Raw genomic sequence first — 16,365 nt, 5'->3', positions numbered from 1 at the left:
TCTTAAAGAATGAGAGTTTTAAGCTCTTTTAGTTTGTTAGGTTCTAAAAGCGGTATTTTTAAAAATTTTGCATGGCTCCTTAAAAGATTTGAAGTTCCGCTTTTAAATCTTAGTTTTTTAAAAAGTTCCGCATTCACTAAGGCATAAAAACAAAATTCCGCCCCCTTAAAAAGCAAATAATCAAATACAGAGTTATTTACATTACTCACTAAAAACAAAAATTTAATTTAGCAACAATTAAATAGTTTTTGAAAGTTAACTTTAAGCACTTTATAAGATTAAGAAGTGCGTATCTATGGGCATTAGAGATAAAAGCGGAACTTAAGTGCCACATAGTTATAAAGATATTAAGGGAAAGAAAGATTTATCTTTCTTTCTAATCCTATTGATTAAAAAATATTATTAGTAAATACCATGTCATGATTAGGATTTATTTTTTAAATACTATAAATCATGTAATAAGAATTTGCTAAAAAGAAAAGTTAAAAAAGAAAAAACTCTCATTGAAAGAGGCAAACTGATTGTAGGAGCTGTTGATGGTAAGTAGTAGGTTTAGTTTAGGAGTAGGACTTAGTTGATTAGGATTTAGAAAGAATAGAAATCAAAAAGAAAAGAAAATTAAGAATTATCTGTCATAGTATGTAGTTGTAGAGAGAGGGTTAGGATTAGGTTGTGCTGTTAAGTTGTAAGTGGTTTGTTGTTTAGTGTTCTAGGATTAGAAAGATTTTTGTTTAGAGTATGTAGGGTTAGGTTTGTTTCTAGTTCTTAGTATTAAAAGGGTTAAGTTTGATTTGATAGTAGGTTCAATGGTTAGGTTTAAACTTGCTTTATGATTATGTTTAAGGAAACTTTAAGTTTTAAAATTTTTGCGTGCCGTTTAAGAAAAATTTAAGCTCTAAAAGGCATTTTAAAGCGTTTTTTATTTTAAGTTGATAGTTTGTTCTTTCCCTATAGCCTTATTTTGATTGTAGGGCATTTTAGAGTGTTTTATTTGGGTTTTAGTGGATTGATTTAATTTAAAGGTTGATAGAGAGAAATAAACTGCCTATTAAAGCGGTTCATTATCTCTGCTCGTATTTGTGTTTCAATCGTTTTAAGAGTGTGTGGCATGCTGAATTTTGCCTAGTCAATTAGATTGTTAGGGAGCATTGAGCTAGTTTGAGTTTTTACCTACCACGCCCTTTGCTTTTTTGTATTAGATACTCGTATGAATTAGGCTCTATTTCGCTTGTATTTTGACTGACAGCACTTTTTAGGCTGTTAGATATATCGTTAGTCGGTTTTTGGTTTTGTGTTGAATTTAGGGCATTCTCGTGAGCTTTTTGATTTTCTTTAGCTCGCTCTCTTTCTAAACAAGCTTGTTGATGAGCTTTGGCTTTTCTTTCAAGCTCTTTAGCATGTTCTATCCACGGCTCATCAGAATGCAATGTTTTGGTCGGCTTATCATTAGATTGTGGCTCTTGTAATGGTTGGATAGTATTGTTTGTTATGGCGGCTTGAGTGTTTAATGCAATACTAGGCTCTTGCTGAATGGTGCTAACATGGTTTTGTGGTGCGATTAACTCTTGCTGTGTAGTAGTTTTTGTGTTAGCTTGAGTTTCTTTAGCCACACTCTTATTAGCTTGTGAGCCAGTAGCGGTTTGTGTCAGCTCGCTTTGGGTTGGTGTGGTTTGCTCTTTAACCTTGACTTGAATTTCTTTTTGCTCTAGCTTAGTATCCTTAGCGTGTTCTAGGACTTTTTGAAGTTGTGAAATGTCATAGTGGGTTAAAAACCTATTAGCCCCTATGATTTCATTACAAGTATAAAGAATTTCTTTTGAAAGTTTAGAAAATTGTTTGTTTTGTTTGAGAAAGTCTTGGTTTTCTTTCAATGAAAAAGTCTCTTTATAGCTCTCTAGGGCTTTAAAATAGCTCTCTTTGGCTCTTTTAAACTCTTCTTCTTTTGTTTTTAAGTCTTGTTCTAAAAAGAGCAATCTCTCTTTGGCTAATAAAAGCATAGTCTTTTGATAATCTTGTAGTTGCTTACTCACTAGCTCATAAGTGTTATCATTAAGCTTATAAGTGGGGTCATCTTGTTTAGTTTTAAAGCTCTCTAGCATGAATTGATATTTTCTAGCACTAAAATAAGCGTTTTTAAAAGTTTTAAGTGTGGGGCGTTTATCTTTAGGAAGTTCTAAGGCTTTGGCTAAAAGAATAGGATTAGTTAGAGTGTTGTATTGTGTGTTTTGCTTGGTTTTAACTTCATTTCTTAGTTGAGCCAGTAATAAGTGTGAGTTTTTATCTAAAAGGCGTTTGTCTAGGTGTTCAAGCTTACTTAGTAGCATTTCTTTTTTCTTTAAAAGAGAAAAGCCCTTAGTCTCTCTTTCAAAATTTCTGTCTAAATCATTGAGAATAGCAAAATTTTTAAAGGCTGAATGGCTCTCTGTTTTATCAAGCTCTTTTTGATAAAAACTTAAGAGTTCGTATAGCTCTTGCTTGCTGGTGTTTTTTAAATGTTCGCTTACTAGCTCTCTCTTATCTACCCTGTCAATGTTTAGCTGTTCTTTTTCATCATCACTCATATCTTTGTGGTTAAAGAGAGCGATTTTAAATTCAGAAATCTTTTTTCTCAAAGGCAGGCTTTGGTTGTTTTGAATGTTTAGGGCTTGGGCTTTGTTTTTATCTTTGAGTTCTTGTAAATACTCGCTTTGTAAAGCCTTGTTTAAGTCCCACTCATCTTGTGGGGTTTTAATTTGTTCTAATGCTTTCTCTTCTTTTTCTAAAACTTGTAATTGAAGTTTGATATTGTCTAATTCCTTGAGCTTAGGCTCATTGACATACAAGTATTCTTCGCTCAATAAATGGTTATTCAACCTATAAGCAAACTCACTTCTTAGTTCATTAAAAAATTCTTTGCAATCCTCACGCCCCTTAAAACGCAGTCTCTTTCTTGTGAGCTGGTTAGTTTTATTGATGAAACAATGGATATGGGCATGGTCTTGATGAGAATGAGGCACAAGAGCGAATTTATATTCAGGCAATCTTACTTTTAAGCTCTCCCAAGTAGAGTATAAAAGCCCTTGCATAGTCTCTTCATCTGGCTTATTTTTGATAGAAAAGACTAAATGCATAGCCTCGTTATAATCCTTAGTTAAATCAAAGTCATTGAGCCAAGTCTCTAAAATAAATTGCTTATCACACTCTAAAAACATTTCATTGTAGGCTGTCTCGCTATTTTCTAAGGTATAACTTAGGGCATTTTCTAAATGGGAGCGTTTCATTTGCCCTATGTTTTTAATAAGCACAGGATTAGCATTCTTTGTGCCAACTAGATTAGATTTAATAGACTCTGAGTTAGAGCCAAATTGATTGAATTTAATCAACAATCTCTTATCAATTTTATCGCTATCACTAGGTCTAGGCTTTAACATATGCTCTAAAATATCATCTAAAAAAGACAAATCCATAGGGCGATTATCTAATTTAGCATCTCGTATAGCTCTATCTAGCATACAAGCCCTTTAAGACTTAACAACATCGCTAAATTTTTATCTAATTCGCACACTTTCAAGCTGACTTTATTCCCTTACTAAAAAGGCGTTTTAAAACGCCAAAATTTTATTCAAGCTAACGCTAATTTAAACCCTAGATTTTTGATTTTAAATCTAGCGATTTTTTAATTCTTTGTAGCATAGCACAAAGAATTAAAAAAGAGAACCAATCAAAAAAGGTGCAGGATAACACCAAGTGTCTACACACATATGGTTAAAACTTCGCATTCAAGGGACTTGGAGCTAGATTTTTAAAAAATAAGGGTTTTTGCTAACTTTTTGCCTAAAAAGTTTTTAAAAAGTGCTTTGACAGATAAGCTAAACTTTTAATCTAGCAAGAGAGAAAAAATTCATTCAAAAGCTTTAACCCCCTTACTATAAAAATTAAGAGCCAAGAACTTATTAGAAACACTATAAAAACTTAGAGATTTTTTTGCAAAAGAACTTGCAGTCAAAATTATTAAGAACTAATAGCCATATGGTGAGAACTTAGTAACCTATAGAATGAAACTTTATAGCACAAGCAAAGAACTTACAGCCCACTAATAAGAATTAGCAAGCTAAATACTATGAACTAACAAGCAAATAGTAAGAACTTGTAAGCAACAATTAGGGAACTAAGGGCTACACGATAAAAACTAAAAGCCACAAGTTAGAACCTAATAGCTCACACCAAGAAAGAACTAAGGGGAAAATAGATTAAGAGCTTATCTGCTCTAATAATATGAACTAGGTTGCTTGTATGATTAAGAACTAGGAGCAAAAATACCCTTAGAACTTACTAATAACTCATATAAGATAACTCATATAAGAACTACTAGCTAGAAGTAAAGAACTACCAGCCTATTTTAATAAGAACTCACAATCAATATTAAAGGAATGAAATTATTCTTTAAGCTTTTGTTTAAAAAATTTGTGTTATATTTCAAATGATTTTTGATTGAATTTAACTTGAAACTTAGAGAACACTTAAAACTTCCATTCTTACGATTTTTATTGCCCCCTAACACATCTTGTGCTATGTGGGTTTCTATTTCAGTTTCTAGTGCTACTTCTATAAGTTGTTTGACTAAGGGAGCTAAAACACTATCTTTACCCCCTATCTTTTTGACCAAGCTAAGAGTTGTTTAACAGCATCGTTAAAATCAAAATTTTGTTCTTGTTCTGTCATAATCAATCCTTTTCTTTATATTTTAGTGGATTGACACAGAATTTTGAATGGACCCATAAAAAGAGTTTATCTATACAATGTTGCAACAGGGATTATTCTTTTTAACAAAATCATTTGCATAAATTCAGAACAGCCTTAAAACTTATATCCTACAAACCACAAACATTCACTTTAAATTCATGTGTTTTGTGTTATATTGACTTGATAATCAATGAATTAAAATATTTAGGAATCTAACATGAATTTTTATAGCCTTTTTTCAAATAGTAGCCACAACAACAAGCTCGGGGGGGGGGGGCAGTTTATGAGACCTTTACTCTTCATACCCTTAGCTTTCTTAACGGATTTGAGAGCTGAAGAAAGCTCATGGTATGCGGGTGGAAGCTTTTTAATTGGTCAAGGTGAACAAAAACGCACCATTACCACCTTAGAGCCACCACAGCAAAAACCCACTCCGCCAAAGGTAGTTGAAAGTCCGCCTAGCCAACCTAGAGTGCTACCCCAAACCAAACCACTTCCTGAAGATAAACCACAAGTCCAAGACCCACCGCCACAGCATAAATCCGCCCAGTCTAGCTCACCCCAAGAGAACCCAGCTGAAGCACCGCTACCACCACAGGCACAGAAACAAGACCCACCACAAAGCAAATCAAAACGACCACAAGGAAGAGCCGAACAACCACAAGATGACCCCCAACAGCAAGCCCAAGATTTAGCCAAAAAAGATTATGAAAACAAAGTTAGCGGTTACTGGACACAGAGAGCTGATGCCTTAGAGCATGCTTCTACTGAGTATCCGACTGAATGGGGTCAATTTCAAAGCTTTTGCGATAGAAAAAAAGGTTTAGATAAACGGCATAATTGTTTAAATGTTGCTGGTCCTAATGCTAAGGTTTATCTAACCAAGTATCGTAGTCTGTTTAATGAGATAAAAACTCCAAATGCAGATTTTCCCACTTGCCCAACAGCATATCATGTTGCTATTCCGCAGGGTTATACACAACAGCAACTAGAAGACTATAATTGTTACTATAATGGTATTTATGATAATGGTTCTACTCGTTACAAAGGTCCCATTATTCCGCCAGAGTTACCACAAGATGTTCCAAATATGTTTGCTTCTCTCTACCGCCTACTAACCTTACAAACAAACCGCTATACTCAAACCAACCTTTCAAATTTAGTGTCTGTTTCCAAACAAACCACTCTCCATTATGGAGTTAGTCTAGCTATAGGATACAAACATTTCTTTGTGCCTAGATTTGGATTAAGAACTTATGCTAATATTGAATACCTTTACACTAACGCTTACTTCTCTAACTCTAATATCCTTTATGGGGGTGGGTTAGACTTCCTAGCTAATATCATAGACAATAACGACAAGCAAAGCATGATTTTTGGAATCTTTGCTGGAGTCAATCTTGCTGGAAACACTTCAATTGCTCAAATCAAAGACAACCATGTGAGTAACACTCAATTTAACACCTTCTTACATACAGGATTAAGATTTGTCTTTAATGGCATGCATGAATTTGATTTAGGAGTGAAGGTGCCTTTCTTAAAAAATCCTAGTGTTTCTTTAAACACTTCTAACAAACTCTATGAAGTTCAAAACAACACTCTTTATAGCATGTTTATTAGTTATTATTATTTGTTTTAACTAAGAGTGGCATTTGATTGTAAGGGCTATTTTAGGGTTGCTATTGTAAAATGCTGAGTTTTACAATCAATTAGATTAGGAATTTAATGGAAATTTCAGTATTTGGTGGCGGAGCGTGGGGGAGGGCTTTAGCCTTTGCTTTTGGAGAAAAGAATAAAGTTAAAATCATCTCAAGGCGGGATTTAAATGAACCTTTGAAAGAGCTTAATCATGCTTTAGTTTCTAAGGGTTCTACCCCTATAGAGCCAGTGAGCTTGGAAATGGGCTTAGATTCGCAATTATACATCGTAGCCATTAGCGTGCAACATTTAAGAGAGTGGTTTAAAAACGCTTCTTTACCTAAAAATGCTAAGGTTTTAATCGCATCTAAAGGGATAGAAGTTTTAAACAAGGCTTTTGTGAGCGAAATCGCTAAGGATTTTATTGAGCCTAGTTGTTTGTGTTTTTTAGCTGGACCTAGTTTTGCGGCTGAAATCATTCAGGGTTTGCCTTGTGCATTAGTGATTCATTCTCATAATCATGCCTTAGCACTAGAATTTGCTAACAAAACCCCATCCTTTATTAGAGCTTATGCTCAAGAAGATGTGGTGGGGGGCGAAATCGCTGGAGCGTATAAAAATGTGATTGCGATTGCTGGGGGCGTGTGTGATGGCTTGAAACTCGGTAATAGCGCTAAGGCTAGTTTATTGTCTCGTGGCTTAGTGGAAATGCAACGCTTTGGGGCGTATTTTGGGGGCAAAACGGAGACTTTTTTAGGTCTCTCTGGGGCTGGAGATTTGTTTTTAACCGCTAATTCTATTTTGTCAAGGAATTATCGTGTGGGTTTAGGGTTAGCCCAAAGTAAGCCCCTAGAAAGAATTTTAGAAGAATTAGGTGAAGTAGCTGAAGGGGTAAAGACCACAAATGCTATTGTGGAAATGGCACAAGAACACCACATTTACACGCCTATTGCAAGCGAATTAGCCTTGCTTTTAAAGGGTAAAAATGTGCTAGAGAGCATGAATGATTTGATTAGACGCACTTAAAAGGATAGAACATGCAAGATTTTTCAAGTTTATTATTAAAATTACAGGAATATTGGAAAAATCAAGGTTGTTTAGTCATTCAGCCTTATGATATTCCTGCAGGGGCTGGGACATTCCACCCTGCAACGCTTTTAAGGAGTTTGGATAAAAAGCCTTGGAATGTGGCTTATGTCGCTCCGTCTAGGCGACCAACTGATGGGCGTTATGGAGAGAATCCTAACCGCTTAGGGAGCTATTATCAATTTCAAGTAGTGATTAAGCCAAGCCCCTCTAATATCCAAGAATTGTATTTAAAAAGTTTGGAAGTTTTAGGGATAAAACTTAATGAGCATGATATTAGATTTGTAGAAGATAACTGGGAAAGCCCTACTCTTGGGGCATGGGGACTAGGCTGGGAAGTGTGGCTTGATGGCATGGAAGTTACACAATTTACATATTTTCAACAAGTGGGGGGCATTCTTTGTAACCCCATTCCTGTAGAAATCACTTATGGCTTAGAAAGATTAGCGATGTATGTTCAAAAAGTAGAGAGCATACTAGAGATTGAATGGGCAAAAAATCACAAAGAAAGCGTGCGTTACGCTCAAGTGCATTTAGAAAGCGAATATGAGTTTAGCAAGTATCATTTTGAAGTAGCGAGCGTAGAGAGATTGTTAGAAATGTTTAAAAATGTCAAAGAAGAAGCTTTACATTGCTTGGAAAACAAACTGCCTTTGCCGGCTTATGATTTTGTGATGTTATGCTCGCATTTTTTCAATATCTTAGACGCTAGAAAGGCGATTTCTGTGGCTGAGAGACAAAATTATATTTTACAAATCAGAGATTTAGCCAAAGGCTGTGCTGTGTTGTATAAAGAACAAGAAGAAGAAAGAGAAGAGTGCTTAAAAAACGCTTTAACTTCAAAGGCTTAAAAATGGCGTTAGTTGGGGAAGTGCTTGAAGTTTTAAACACGATTTCGCCTTTTGAATTTCAAGAATCTTGGGATAATAGCGGACTGAATTTAGGGAGCAAAAATAATGAAATTAGTAAGATTATCGCATGCTTAGAAATAACGCTTGAAATTGCCACTAATGCCCCACAAAATGCCCTAATCATCACACACCACCCCTTAATTTTCAAGCCCTTAAAAGCACTTGATTATGATACCTATCCTAGTAATATTTTAAAACTTTTAGTTGAAAAAAATATTTCTACTATTAGCATGCACACGAATTTTGATAAAACGCATCTAAACAAGCACTTTGCTAAGACACTTTTAGGATTTGATAATTTAATAGAAAAAAATCTCATCTTAGTTAAAGAAAATTTAAATTGGGACTTTGATAAACTCTTAGAGCATGTTAAATTTTGCTTGGGGGTTGAAAAATTAGCATGCACTAAAGGTTCTCAAGTGATTAAAGAAGTGGCGTTTGTATGTGGAGCTGGAGCGTTCGCACTTCATTCTTTAAAAAAAGAAACTTGCTTGATTACTGGCGATATTAAATACCATGATTGTATGATAGCCAAATCTTTAGGTATTAGTCTCATTGATGCGACACACTATTATAGCGAAAGGGCGTTCGCACAAATTATGGCTGAAATTTTGCATTCTTATGATTATTTGGTTACAATAGAACATTTTGAAAACCCCTTGCAATTTACTTAAAGGAAAACTATTTTATGAATATTCATCTCAAACAATTGATTGATATTTCTAATTTGGATAAAGAAATTGACTCTTTAGAGCCACTCATTAGAGAAAAGCGTAAAGACTTGGATAAAGCATTGAATGACAAAGAAGCTAAGAATAAAGAATCTTTGAATTTAGAAGAAGAAAAATTAGCCCTAAAACTACAAGTTTCCAAAAACGAGCAGACCTTACAAGACACTAACGCTAAAATTGCTAGTATTCAAAAGAAAATGAGTGAGATTAAATCTGAAAGGGAATTGCGTTCTTTAAATATTGAAGAGGATATTGCTAAGGAGCGTTCTAGTCAGGCAAATAGAGAAATTGAAAATTTACAAAATGAAATCAAGCATAAAAGCGAGAGGCAAGAGAGCTTAAAAAATGAAATGTTAGAGCTTGAAAAATTAGCGAATGAACTAGAAAGCTCCGTAGAAAGCGAAGTCCAAAATATCAAAGAAACCCAACAAATTATCTTTAAAAAGAAAGAAGATTTAGTGGGAAAAATGGAGCCTAAAATCTATAGCTTTTATGAAAGGATTAGAAGGTGGGCTAAAAACACCAGCATTGTAACGATAAAAAAACAAGCTTGTGGGGGTTGCTTCATTAGACTGAATGACAAGACTTATTCAGAAGTGCTAAGTAGTGGGGATATTATCACTTGTCCGCATTGTGGGCGTATTTTATACGCTGAGAGTTTGGAATTACCTACAGAAAGCCAAGAATAATTGTTAGTTGTTTAAGTTTTTCTATTTTTTATGCTTGAGTTTGGGGCATTTTCTTTGTTCACCCATAATTTTACTTTTGAGTTTCAAGGAAAAATACCGCTATTCTTTAAAGGCTCGCTTTTTTCTAAAAGATAACGCTTTGAAAAGCGAACCGACTTTTTGGTTTCATGCATGCTCTTATGGGGAAGTCAAATCCTTAGAACCCATCATTCAAGCTTTAAAAGAGCCTATTTTAATTAGCGTTACCACTAACACTGGCTTTGAATTAGCATCTAAGTCTTATTGCAATTTTAAGCATATAGAAGTGCGTTACTTACCTTTTGAAACCTTATTATTTACTTGGAAAACAAACTTAAAAAAATTAAAAACCTTAGTGGTTACAGAAGCGGAGTTGTGGTTTAATGTGTTTGATATGGCTCAAAAATTAGGGGCAAAAACCATGCTCATTAACGCTAGGATTAGCACTCAATCTTACCCTAAGTATCAGCGTTTTAAACTCTTTTATTCTATCTTATTCAAACGCATTGATTTGATTTTAGCCCAAAGTGAAGAGGATAAAATGCGCTTATTAAGTTTAGGGGCTAAAAAGGTCATCAATTTTTTTAATATCAAGCGTTTTTCAAAGCCCACAATCACTCGCTATTATCCTAAAAACCCTAATGCTTTAAATGTAGTTTTAGCAAGCACGCATGAGAGTGAAGAAGAGCTAGGTTTAAAGGCGTTTTTGGAATTTAAAAAGATTTATACGCATGCAAGACTAATCATTGTGCCACGCCACCCGGAGCGTTTTAAAAGCGTGCAAAATCTATTGCAAAATATATTAAAAACTACGCCCTTTAGCTTAGAATTTTTTTCTTCAAAGGGTTTTGTGGAATGCGATATTTTATTAGTGGATAGCTTAGGGGAATTGAATAATTTTTATCAAATTGCAGATATTGTAATCTTGGGGGGTTCATTTATCAAAAAAGGGGGGCATAACCCCTTAGAGCCGGCGTTTTTTAACACCCGCTTAATCACAGGGGAATACATTTTTAATCAATTAGCGCTGTTTGAGTTAGTAAGCCCTTATAAGATGGTAAAAAAAGAGAATTTGTTAAACGCCCTTTTGGATTATGAAAATTTAGGCGTGGTGCGTTTTTTAGAGAATCAACATGATTTGAGCGAATTACTCACACTTATTAAAGGATAGATATGGAAAAAGCCTATAAATTATTAAGCATACAAGAAAATATTTCTAATAAAAAAGCAAAAGCTTTGATTGATTTAGGATTAGTAAGCATAGGGGGCAAGAAACTTGGCATTGCTAGAAAGGAGCTACCCAAAAACACACGCTTTAGTATCCAAAAGATTGAAAAACCCAGCGTGATTTTTGAAGATGAAAATGTTCTAGCCCTTTTTAAACCCCCCTTTATAGAGAGCTATGACTTAATGCATTTTTTCAACGATTGGGTGTTACTACATCGTTTGGATAAAGAGACTAGCGGAGTGATTTTATTAGTCAAAGAAAATTCAGAATTTCACTTAAAAGCTAAAAAGGCTTTTAAAGATAGGGTGGTAAAGAAAGAATATCTAGCATTAGTTCAAGGTATCTTAGAAGAAGAGCAAGAAATTAATGCCCCCATACTTACGACTAAAACTACCAAAGCTTTTAGTAAAATCTCGCCCAAAGGACAAGATGCTCTTACTAAGGTTACACCCTTAAAAATTATGGGTAAAAAAACCCTTCTAAAAGTAGAGATTAAAACCGGAAGAACGCACCAAATTAGAGTGCATTTAAAGCATATCAATTACCCCATTATAGGTGATACGCTCTATGGCAATAAGCAAGTTCCGGCTAAACGCTTAATGCTCCATGCGCATAAAATTGCATTATTAGGGTATGAGTTTGAGGCCATTGCCCCTAAAGAATTTGAATTTGAGAGTTAAACATGAATGTTTGGAATACGATTTATGAGCGTTTTGACCCCATAGCCTTTAGCATTGGTGGCATTGAAGTGCATTGGTATGGTTTAGCGTATGCTTGTGCGATTATCATAGCCTTTTACATGGCATTAAGAATGATTAAAAATGACCCCAAAAGATTTCCTATTGAAAGAAAGGATTTTGAGAGTTATTTTTTATGGGCAGAACTTGGCATAGTTTTGGGGGCAAGAATAGGATACATTCTTATTTATGACCCAAATTCTAGCTACTATTTAATACATTTTTGGCAAATCTTTAACCCCTTTGATAGTGAAGGGAATTTTGTAGGTATTCGTGGAATGAGCTATCATGGGGGTTTGGTAGGGTTTTTAGTCGCTTCGTACCTTTATAGTCGTAAAGATTTAAAAAAGCTCTTAATCTATTTGGATTTAATCGCCATTAGCTTACCTTTAGGATATGTTTTTGGCAGAATTGGGAATTTTTTAAACCAAGAGCTTTTTGGGAGAATTGTGCCAGAGAACAGCCATTTAGGACAAATGATAGGCATTGTCATAAATAATGAGTTGCGTTATCCTAGCCAGCTTATTGAGGCGTTTTTAGAAGGGATTGTAGTATTTTTTATGGTAATGCTCGCTAAGAAATACACTAAAACACATGGGTTATTGATTGTGGTTTATGGTTTGGGGTATTCACTCATGCGTTTTGTAGCAGAGTTTTACAGGGAGCCTGATAGTCAAATGGGGGTTTATATTTTTAATTTGAGCATGGGGCAAATACTAAGTTTGTTTATGGTAATTGTTTCTTTAGGAATTTTATTGTATGCTAAAAAGTATTCTAAAATAAAGGATAATTAATGAAATTTTTAGACAAAACCAAACGAAAACAATTATTGCATGAACGCCATTCTTGTAAAATATTTGATACTCATTACAAGCTATCTAGTGAAGAGTTGGAAGAAATTGCTGAGTTAGCCAGATTATCACCCAGTTCTTATAATACCCAGCCATGGCATTTTATTATGGTTACAAATAAAGAGCTAAAGAAGCAAATCGCAACGCATAGCTATTTTAATAAGGATATGATTGAAAGTGCTTCAGCTTTAATGGTAGTATGCTCTTTAGAGCCTAGTCAATTATTGCCTACTAGCTCTTATATGCAAAATCTCTATGTTGAGCCTTACAAATCTAGGGTCATTCCTTCTTTTGCTAAAATGCTTGATTTGAGTTTTAATCATAGCATGCAAAAATTAGAACAATACATGCTGGAGCAATGCTATATTGCTGTGGGGCAGATTTGTATGGGTGTGAGTTTAATGGGGTTAGATAGCTGTATTATCGGTGGGTTTGATGCTAAAAAAGTGAGTGAAGTTCTAAAAGAGCATACAAATAAGCCAAAAATTGCATGCTTGATTGCTTTGGGTAAGAGAGTAAATGGTGTATCTTTGAAATCAAGGAAACCAAAAGCAGCTACAATTACTTGGCTATAGCATGTTTAAACTTTTTTAAAGTCTTATTTAGCTAGTATGTTAGCTAACAAGTAGAGAATTCTATGATAAATAAGTTTTAAGGGGAAATAAAATGTTATTGAGAAGAATTATTTTAGGCGGTCTTTTAGGCATGATGCTTAGCACTTCACTAAGTGCTAAGGGTATTTTAAGGGAAAATGAGATTTTAGTCTCTGATTTGAAAGGCATGAGAGCTGAGTTAGCTGATGCCCCTAAGTGGGTTTTTGAAGACCCTAAAGTTCCTTATGAAGAAATGGGTGTGGCTTATATTCCTATTGATAATAAGTATTTAGGGATTGAGCAAGCGACTTTAAATGCCAAAATGAGTATGATTGTAATTTTCCATGAAGTTTTTACGAGATATAGAAAACGCTTCGCTGAGCAGTTTCATGAATCAGATGAAACGGTTACTAAGGTGGGTTATTCTTTTTATAACTATTTGGTTACAAAGATTCAGGTTGCAGACACTTATACTAATATGAAAGCTGGAGTTGCTGTAGTAAAAATCAAGCTAGAAGGCTGTCAAATTGAGCAAATCAAAAGGTATCTCAAGGCTAGTGTTGAAAATCTTAATGACAATGAAGTCGGCTATATTGCTAAGATTGTTCTAAAAGAACTCGGTAATGTTTGTGTTTTAAGGTAGGCACAAAATATTCTTTTCTGTAGGGGGACTTCTTGTTCCTTGGGTTTTGCTTTCTTTTTTATTTTGGCGTAAGAGCAAAGAATTTCTAGTTTGGTGTTGGATATCTGCAACTTTTAGTTCGCACAAGCAACAAACACCAGTAGCCCCACTAGAGACCATTGGGATGCAATAGGATATGCAGAGTATGGAGCGTAGAAAAGGGTTGCTACGCTCTAGTGGCGAGTTTGTTGATAGCTTCGGCGTTCATATCATCTTGATGGGTTTTTAGCACCTTAGAATACATGTCTAACAAGCGGTTAATTTCAATCAGGGCAGTCATTTCACGCACCGCATTAACATTGCTTTTTTCTAGCATGTATTGTCTGAGTGCGTTAGAATCAGGCACATTATTCACCCCTTTTCCTTGATAAACATACAGGTTTTGTCCCGTTTTTTTAAGGTTTTTAGGCTCACTAAAGCTTACTAGGGCTAACGCTCCCGCTTGAATCTGAGCTTCATTGTCTCTAAAGGTAATATTGCCACTTCTATCCACTTCAAGTTCGGCATTAGGCATAAGCATTATCCCCCCTTTTTCATTCAATCCAGAGCGTGAAAGCACTTTAAAGCCATTAAGAGTAACCAAAAAACCATCTTTATCAACGCTAAAATTCCCATCTCTGGTGTAGGCTACGCCTTCAGGGGTTTGTATTGCAAAGTAGAGATTAGGGCTTGTTAGGGCAAAATCTAGGGGGCTATGAGTTTCTTCAAATGCACCAAGACTTTTATCGGTATAGATTTCTGAAAGAATAGGTACACGATTGAGATTGCGATTTAAATATTGTGCACTCGCTTTGGTTTGGTCTTCTAAGGGTAGTCGTTCCCTATGTTCTTGATAGAGTCTTAAAAAGTCTCCCGTAATCGCATCATCTCTTTTAAAGCCATTGGTGTTGAGATTAGCCAAATTATTGGATGCTAAATCCAAGCGGTTAAATTGTGTAACCATAGCTCCCGTAGCCGCGTAATACCCATTTTGCATGCAATAAATCCTTTTAAAAAGTAAGATTATAGCGGATTTTGAGTAACAGAATGCATTGATTGTGGGTTTTCATGTTAAAACAGCCTATATAAAAATGAAGAGATTTTAAAATGTGGGCTTTAGGATACATCAGCTCTCATTTAAGAGTCATATCTTAAATGGATTGCATAAAAAAGTTACTTTATTGTAAGTTTAATTCATATAGGTTTTTTTAGGAAATAAAATAACCATAACTATAAATATTAACATACTAAACATGACATAGCCCACAAACCCTTCTTCAAAGCCATGTTGTTTGAATTGTAGTGCTACATAGCTTGCACTTCCCCCAAAAAGTGCATTAGCAATCGCATAGGCTAGACCCACCCCTAAAGCACGCACATAAGAAGGAAACAATTCGGCCTTAATAACACCAGCGATACAGGTATAAAAGCTCATGGCTGTTAATGCGAGCATTTCATAAAGCAAGGCTTCATAGATATGGGTAGCATTTTTAATGCCATAGAAGACGATAGGGGTTACAATAAGTCCCATAATGCCAAAAACCATCAGCATTTTGGGGCGTTTGATTTTATCCGCAAGCGTTCCGCATAAAGGCTGTAAGAGTATAAAATATGTGAGTGCTAAAAGCATGATAAAGCTACTCTCTTTAGCACTAAAGGAAGAGCTATTAGTTAAAAAAATCTTAAGATAGATGGTGAAAGTATAAAAGCATAAGCTTCCCCCCATAGTGATTCCAAGGACTAGCATAAGGGCTTTTTTGTGGTTGAGTAATTCTTTTAAACTACCACGATGAGATTTTTTATGGGTTTCTTTGCTCTCTAGGGTTTCTTCCATAGTGTTTCTTAAAAAGAGTGAGAGCAAAGCTAATATTCCCCCTAAGCCAAATAAATAACGCCAAGCAAATTCACTGATTTGTTCATGGGTGTAAATATTTTCAACGATAAAGAGTGAAAAAATAGCCAAGAGCTGTCCCCCAACCAAAGTTACATACTGAAAAGACCCATAAAAACCTTTTTTACCATTTTTACCAAGTTCAGAGAGATAAGTTGCTACTACGCCATATTCTCCCCCTACACTAAAGCCTTGTAAAAGCCTTGCAAAAAGCAAGAATAAAAACGCCCATTCTCCAACGATTTCTTTAGTGGGTAGTAAGGCGAGCATAAAAGAGCCTAATGCCATAAGGATTATAGAGCAAACCATTGAAGTCTTACGCCCTTTCTTATCGCCTAATTTACCAAAAAATAAGCTCCCTAAAGGTCGCATAAAGAACCCTAACATAAAAACTAAAAAAGCTGATATGAGCGATAAGGTAGGGTCGTTTGTTTGCGTAAATTCTTTGGCGAAATAAGGGGCAAGGAATGCATAAATATAAAAGTCATACCATTCCACTAAATTCCCCGAACTAGCCGCTAAGAGAGACTTTAGGGGTTTTTTAGTGGCTTGCTCTTGCAAATGAGTGTTCATGGGCTATCCTTGGTATTTGTTTGGGTGATTCTACTA

15 protein-coding genes are annotated in these 16,365 nt (G+C 35.1%); 10 read left to right on the top strand and 5 right to left on the bottom strand.

Annotated elements, in window-relative coordinates:
• Positions 1 to 2: 2 nt before the first annotated feature.
• The 3 genes from HCD_RS08975 to HCD_RS06550 form a co-directional block, all read right to left on the bottom strand.
• Positions 3 to 209: a hypothetical protein gene (locus HCD_RS08975; RefSeq protein WP_158308549.1), complete on the bottom strand. Its 207-nt coding sequence runs from the start codon at positions 207 to 209 to the stop codon at positions 3 to 5.
• Positions 210 to 1,166: 957 nt separating this feature from the next.
• Positions 1,167 to 3,491, bottom strand: coding sequence for a relaxase/mobilization nuclease domain-containing protein (locus HCD_RS06555; protein ID WP_014659028.1), 2,325 nt, complete (start codon positions 3,489 to 3,491; stop codon positions 1,167 to 1,169).
• Positions 3,492 to 4,378: 887 nt separating this feature from the next.
• Positions 4,379 to 4,645 carry a hypothetical protein gene (locus HCD_RS06550; protein ID WP_014659791.1) on the bottom strand — a complete coding sequence of 89 codons (267 nt, stop codon included), beginning with the start codon at positions 4,643 to 4,645 and terminating at the stop codon, positions 4,379 to 4,381.
• A gap of 294 nt (positions 4,646 to 4,939) precedes the next feature.
• On the opposite strand from HCD_RS06550, the gene HCD_RS06545 reads away from it, so the two are divergent.
• From HCD_RS06545 to HCD_RS06500, 10 genes are all read left to right on the top strand, one after another.
• On the top strand, positions 4,940 to 6,361 hold the full coding sequence (locus HCD_RS06545) for an outer membrane beta-barrel protein (protein ID WP_014659790.1): 1,422 nt from the start codon (positions 4,940 to 4,942) through the stop codon (positions 6,359 to 6,361).
• 86 nt (positions 6,362 to 6,447) lie between these two features.
• On the top strand, positions 6,448 to 7,386 hold the full coding sequence (locus HCD_RS06540; protein ID WP_014659789.1) for an NAD(P)H-dependent glycerol-3-phosphate dehydrogenase: 939 nt from the start codon (positions 6,448 to 6,450) through the stop codon (positions 7,384 to 7,386).
• Positions 7,387 to 7,397: 11 nt separating this feature from the next.
• Positions 7,398 to 8,297 carry a glycine--tRNA ligase subunit alpha gene (glyQ, locus tag HCD_RS06535; RefSeq protein WP_014659788.1) on the top strand — a complete coding sequence of 300 codons (900 nt, stop codon included), beginning with the start codon at positions 7,398 to 7,400 and terminating at the stop codon, positions 8,295 to 8,297.
• Positions 8,298 to 8,299: 2 nt separating this feature from the next.
• Positions 8,300 to 9,031 carry a GTP cyclohydrolase I gene (locus HCD_RS06530; RefSeq protein ID WP_014659787.1) on the top strand — a complete coding sequence of 244 codons (732 nt, stop codon included), beginning with the start codon at positions 8,300 to 8,302 and terminating at the stop codon, positions 9,029 to 9,031.
• 14 nt (positions 9,032 to 9,045) lie between these two features.
• Positions 9,046 to 9,777 (top strand): zinc ribbon domain-containing protein, encoded by a 732-nt coding sequence (locus HCD_RS06525; RefSeq protein WP_014659786.1) that lies wholly within the window; start codon positions 9,046 to 9,048, stop codon positions 9,775 to 9,777.
• Between the two features lie 7 nt (positions 9,778 to 9,784).
• Positions 9,785 to 10,966, top strand: coding sequence for a lipid IV(A) 3-deoxy-D-manno-octulosonic acid transferase (waaA, locus tag HCD_RS06520; protein WP_014659785.1), 1,182 nt, complete (start codon positions 9,785 to 9,787; stop codon positions 10,964 to 10,966).
• Positions 10,967 to 10,968: 2 nt separating this feature from the next.
• A complete protein-coding gene (locus HCD_RS06515; protein WP_014659784.1) occupies positions 10,969 to 11,703 on the top strand; it encodes an RluA family pseudouridine synthase in 735 nt (244 codons plus the stop codon).
• Positions 11,704 to 11,705: 2 nt separating this feature from the next.
• On the top strand, positions 11,706 to 12,554 hold the full coding sequence (gene lgt / locus HCD_RS06510) for a prolipoprotein diacylglyceryl transferase (RefSeq protein ID WP_014659783.1): 849 nt from the start codon (positions 11,706 to 11,708) through the stop codon (positions 12,552 to 12,554).
• The gene (locus HCD_RS06505) at positions 12,554 to 13,186 is read left to right on the top strand and encodes an NAD(P)H-dependent oxidoreductase (protein WP_014659782.1); all 633 of its coding nucleotides are present in this window, start codon (positions 12,554 to 12,556) and stop codon (positions 13,184 to 13,186) included. Before lgt ends, HCD_RS06505 begins: the two co-directional genes overlap by 1 nt.
• Before the next feature lie 91 nt (positions 13,187 to 13,277).
• Positions 13,278 to 13,847, top strand: coding sequence for a hypothetical protein (locus tag HCD_RS06500; protein WP_014659781.1), 570 nt, complete (start codon positions 13,278 to 13,280; stop codon positions 13,845 to 13,847).
• A gap of 205 nt (positions 13,848 to 14,052) precedes the next feature.
• On the opposite strand, the gene HCD_RS06495 is transcribed toward HCD_RS06500, so the two are convergent.
• Positions 14,053 to 14,862, bottom strand: coding sequence for a flagellar hook-basal body protein (locus HCD_RS06495; protein WP_014659780.1), 810 nt, complete (start codon positions 14,860 to 14,862; stop codon positions 14,053 to 14,055).
• A gap of 192 nt (positions 14,863 to 15,054) precedes the next feature.
• The gene (locus HCD_RS06490) at positions 15,055 to 16,329 is read right to left on the bottom strand and encodes an MFS transporter (RefSeq protein WP_014659779.1); all 1,275 of its coding nucleotides are present in this window, start codon (positions 16,327 to 16,329) and stop codon (positions 15,055 to 15,057) included.
• Positions 16,330 to 16,365: the final 36 nt, after the last annotated feature.

It is taken from the genome of Helicobacter cetorum MIT 99-5656, assembly GCF_000259275.1.
GTDB lineage: Bacteria > Campylobacterota > Campylobacteria > Campylobacterales > Helicobacteraceae > Helicobacter > Helicobacter cetorum.
This window is presented reverse-complemented; position numbering and strand designations above follow the sequence as displayed.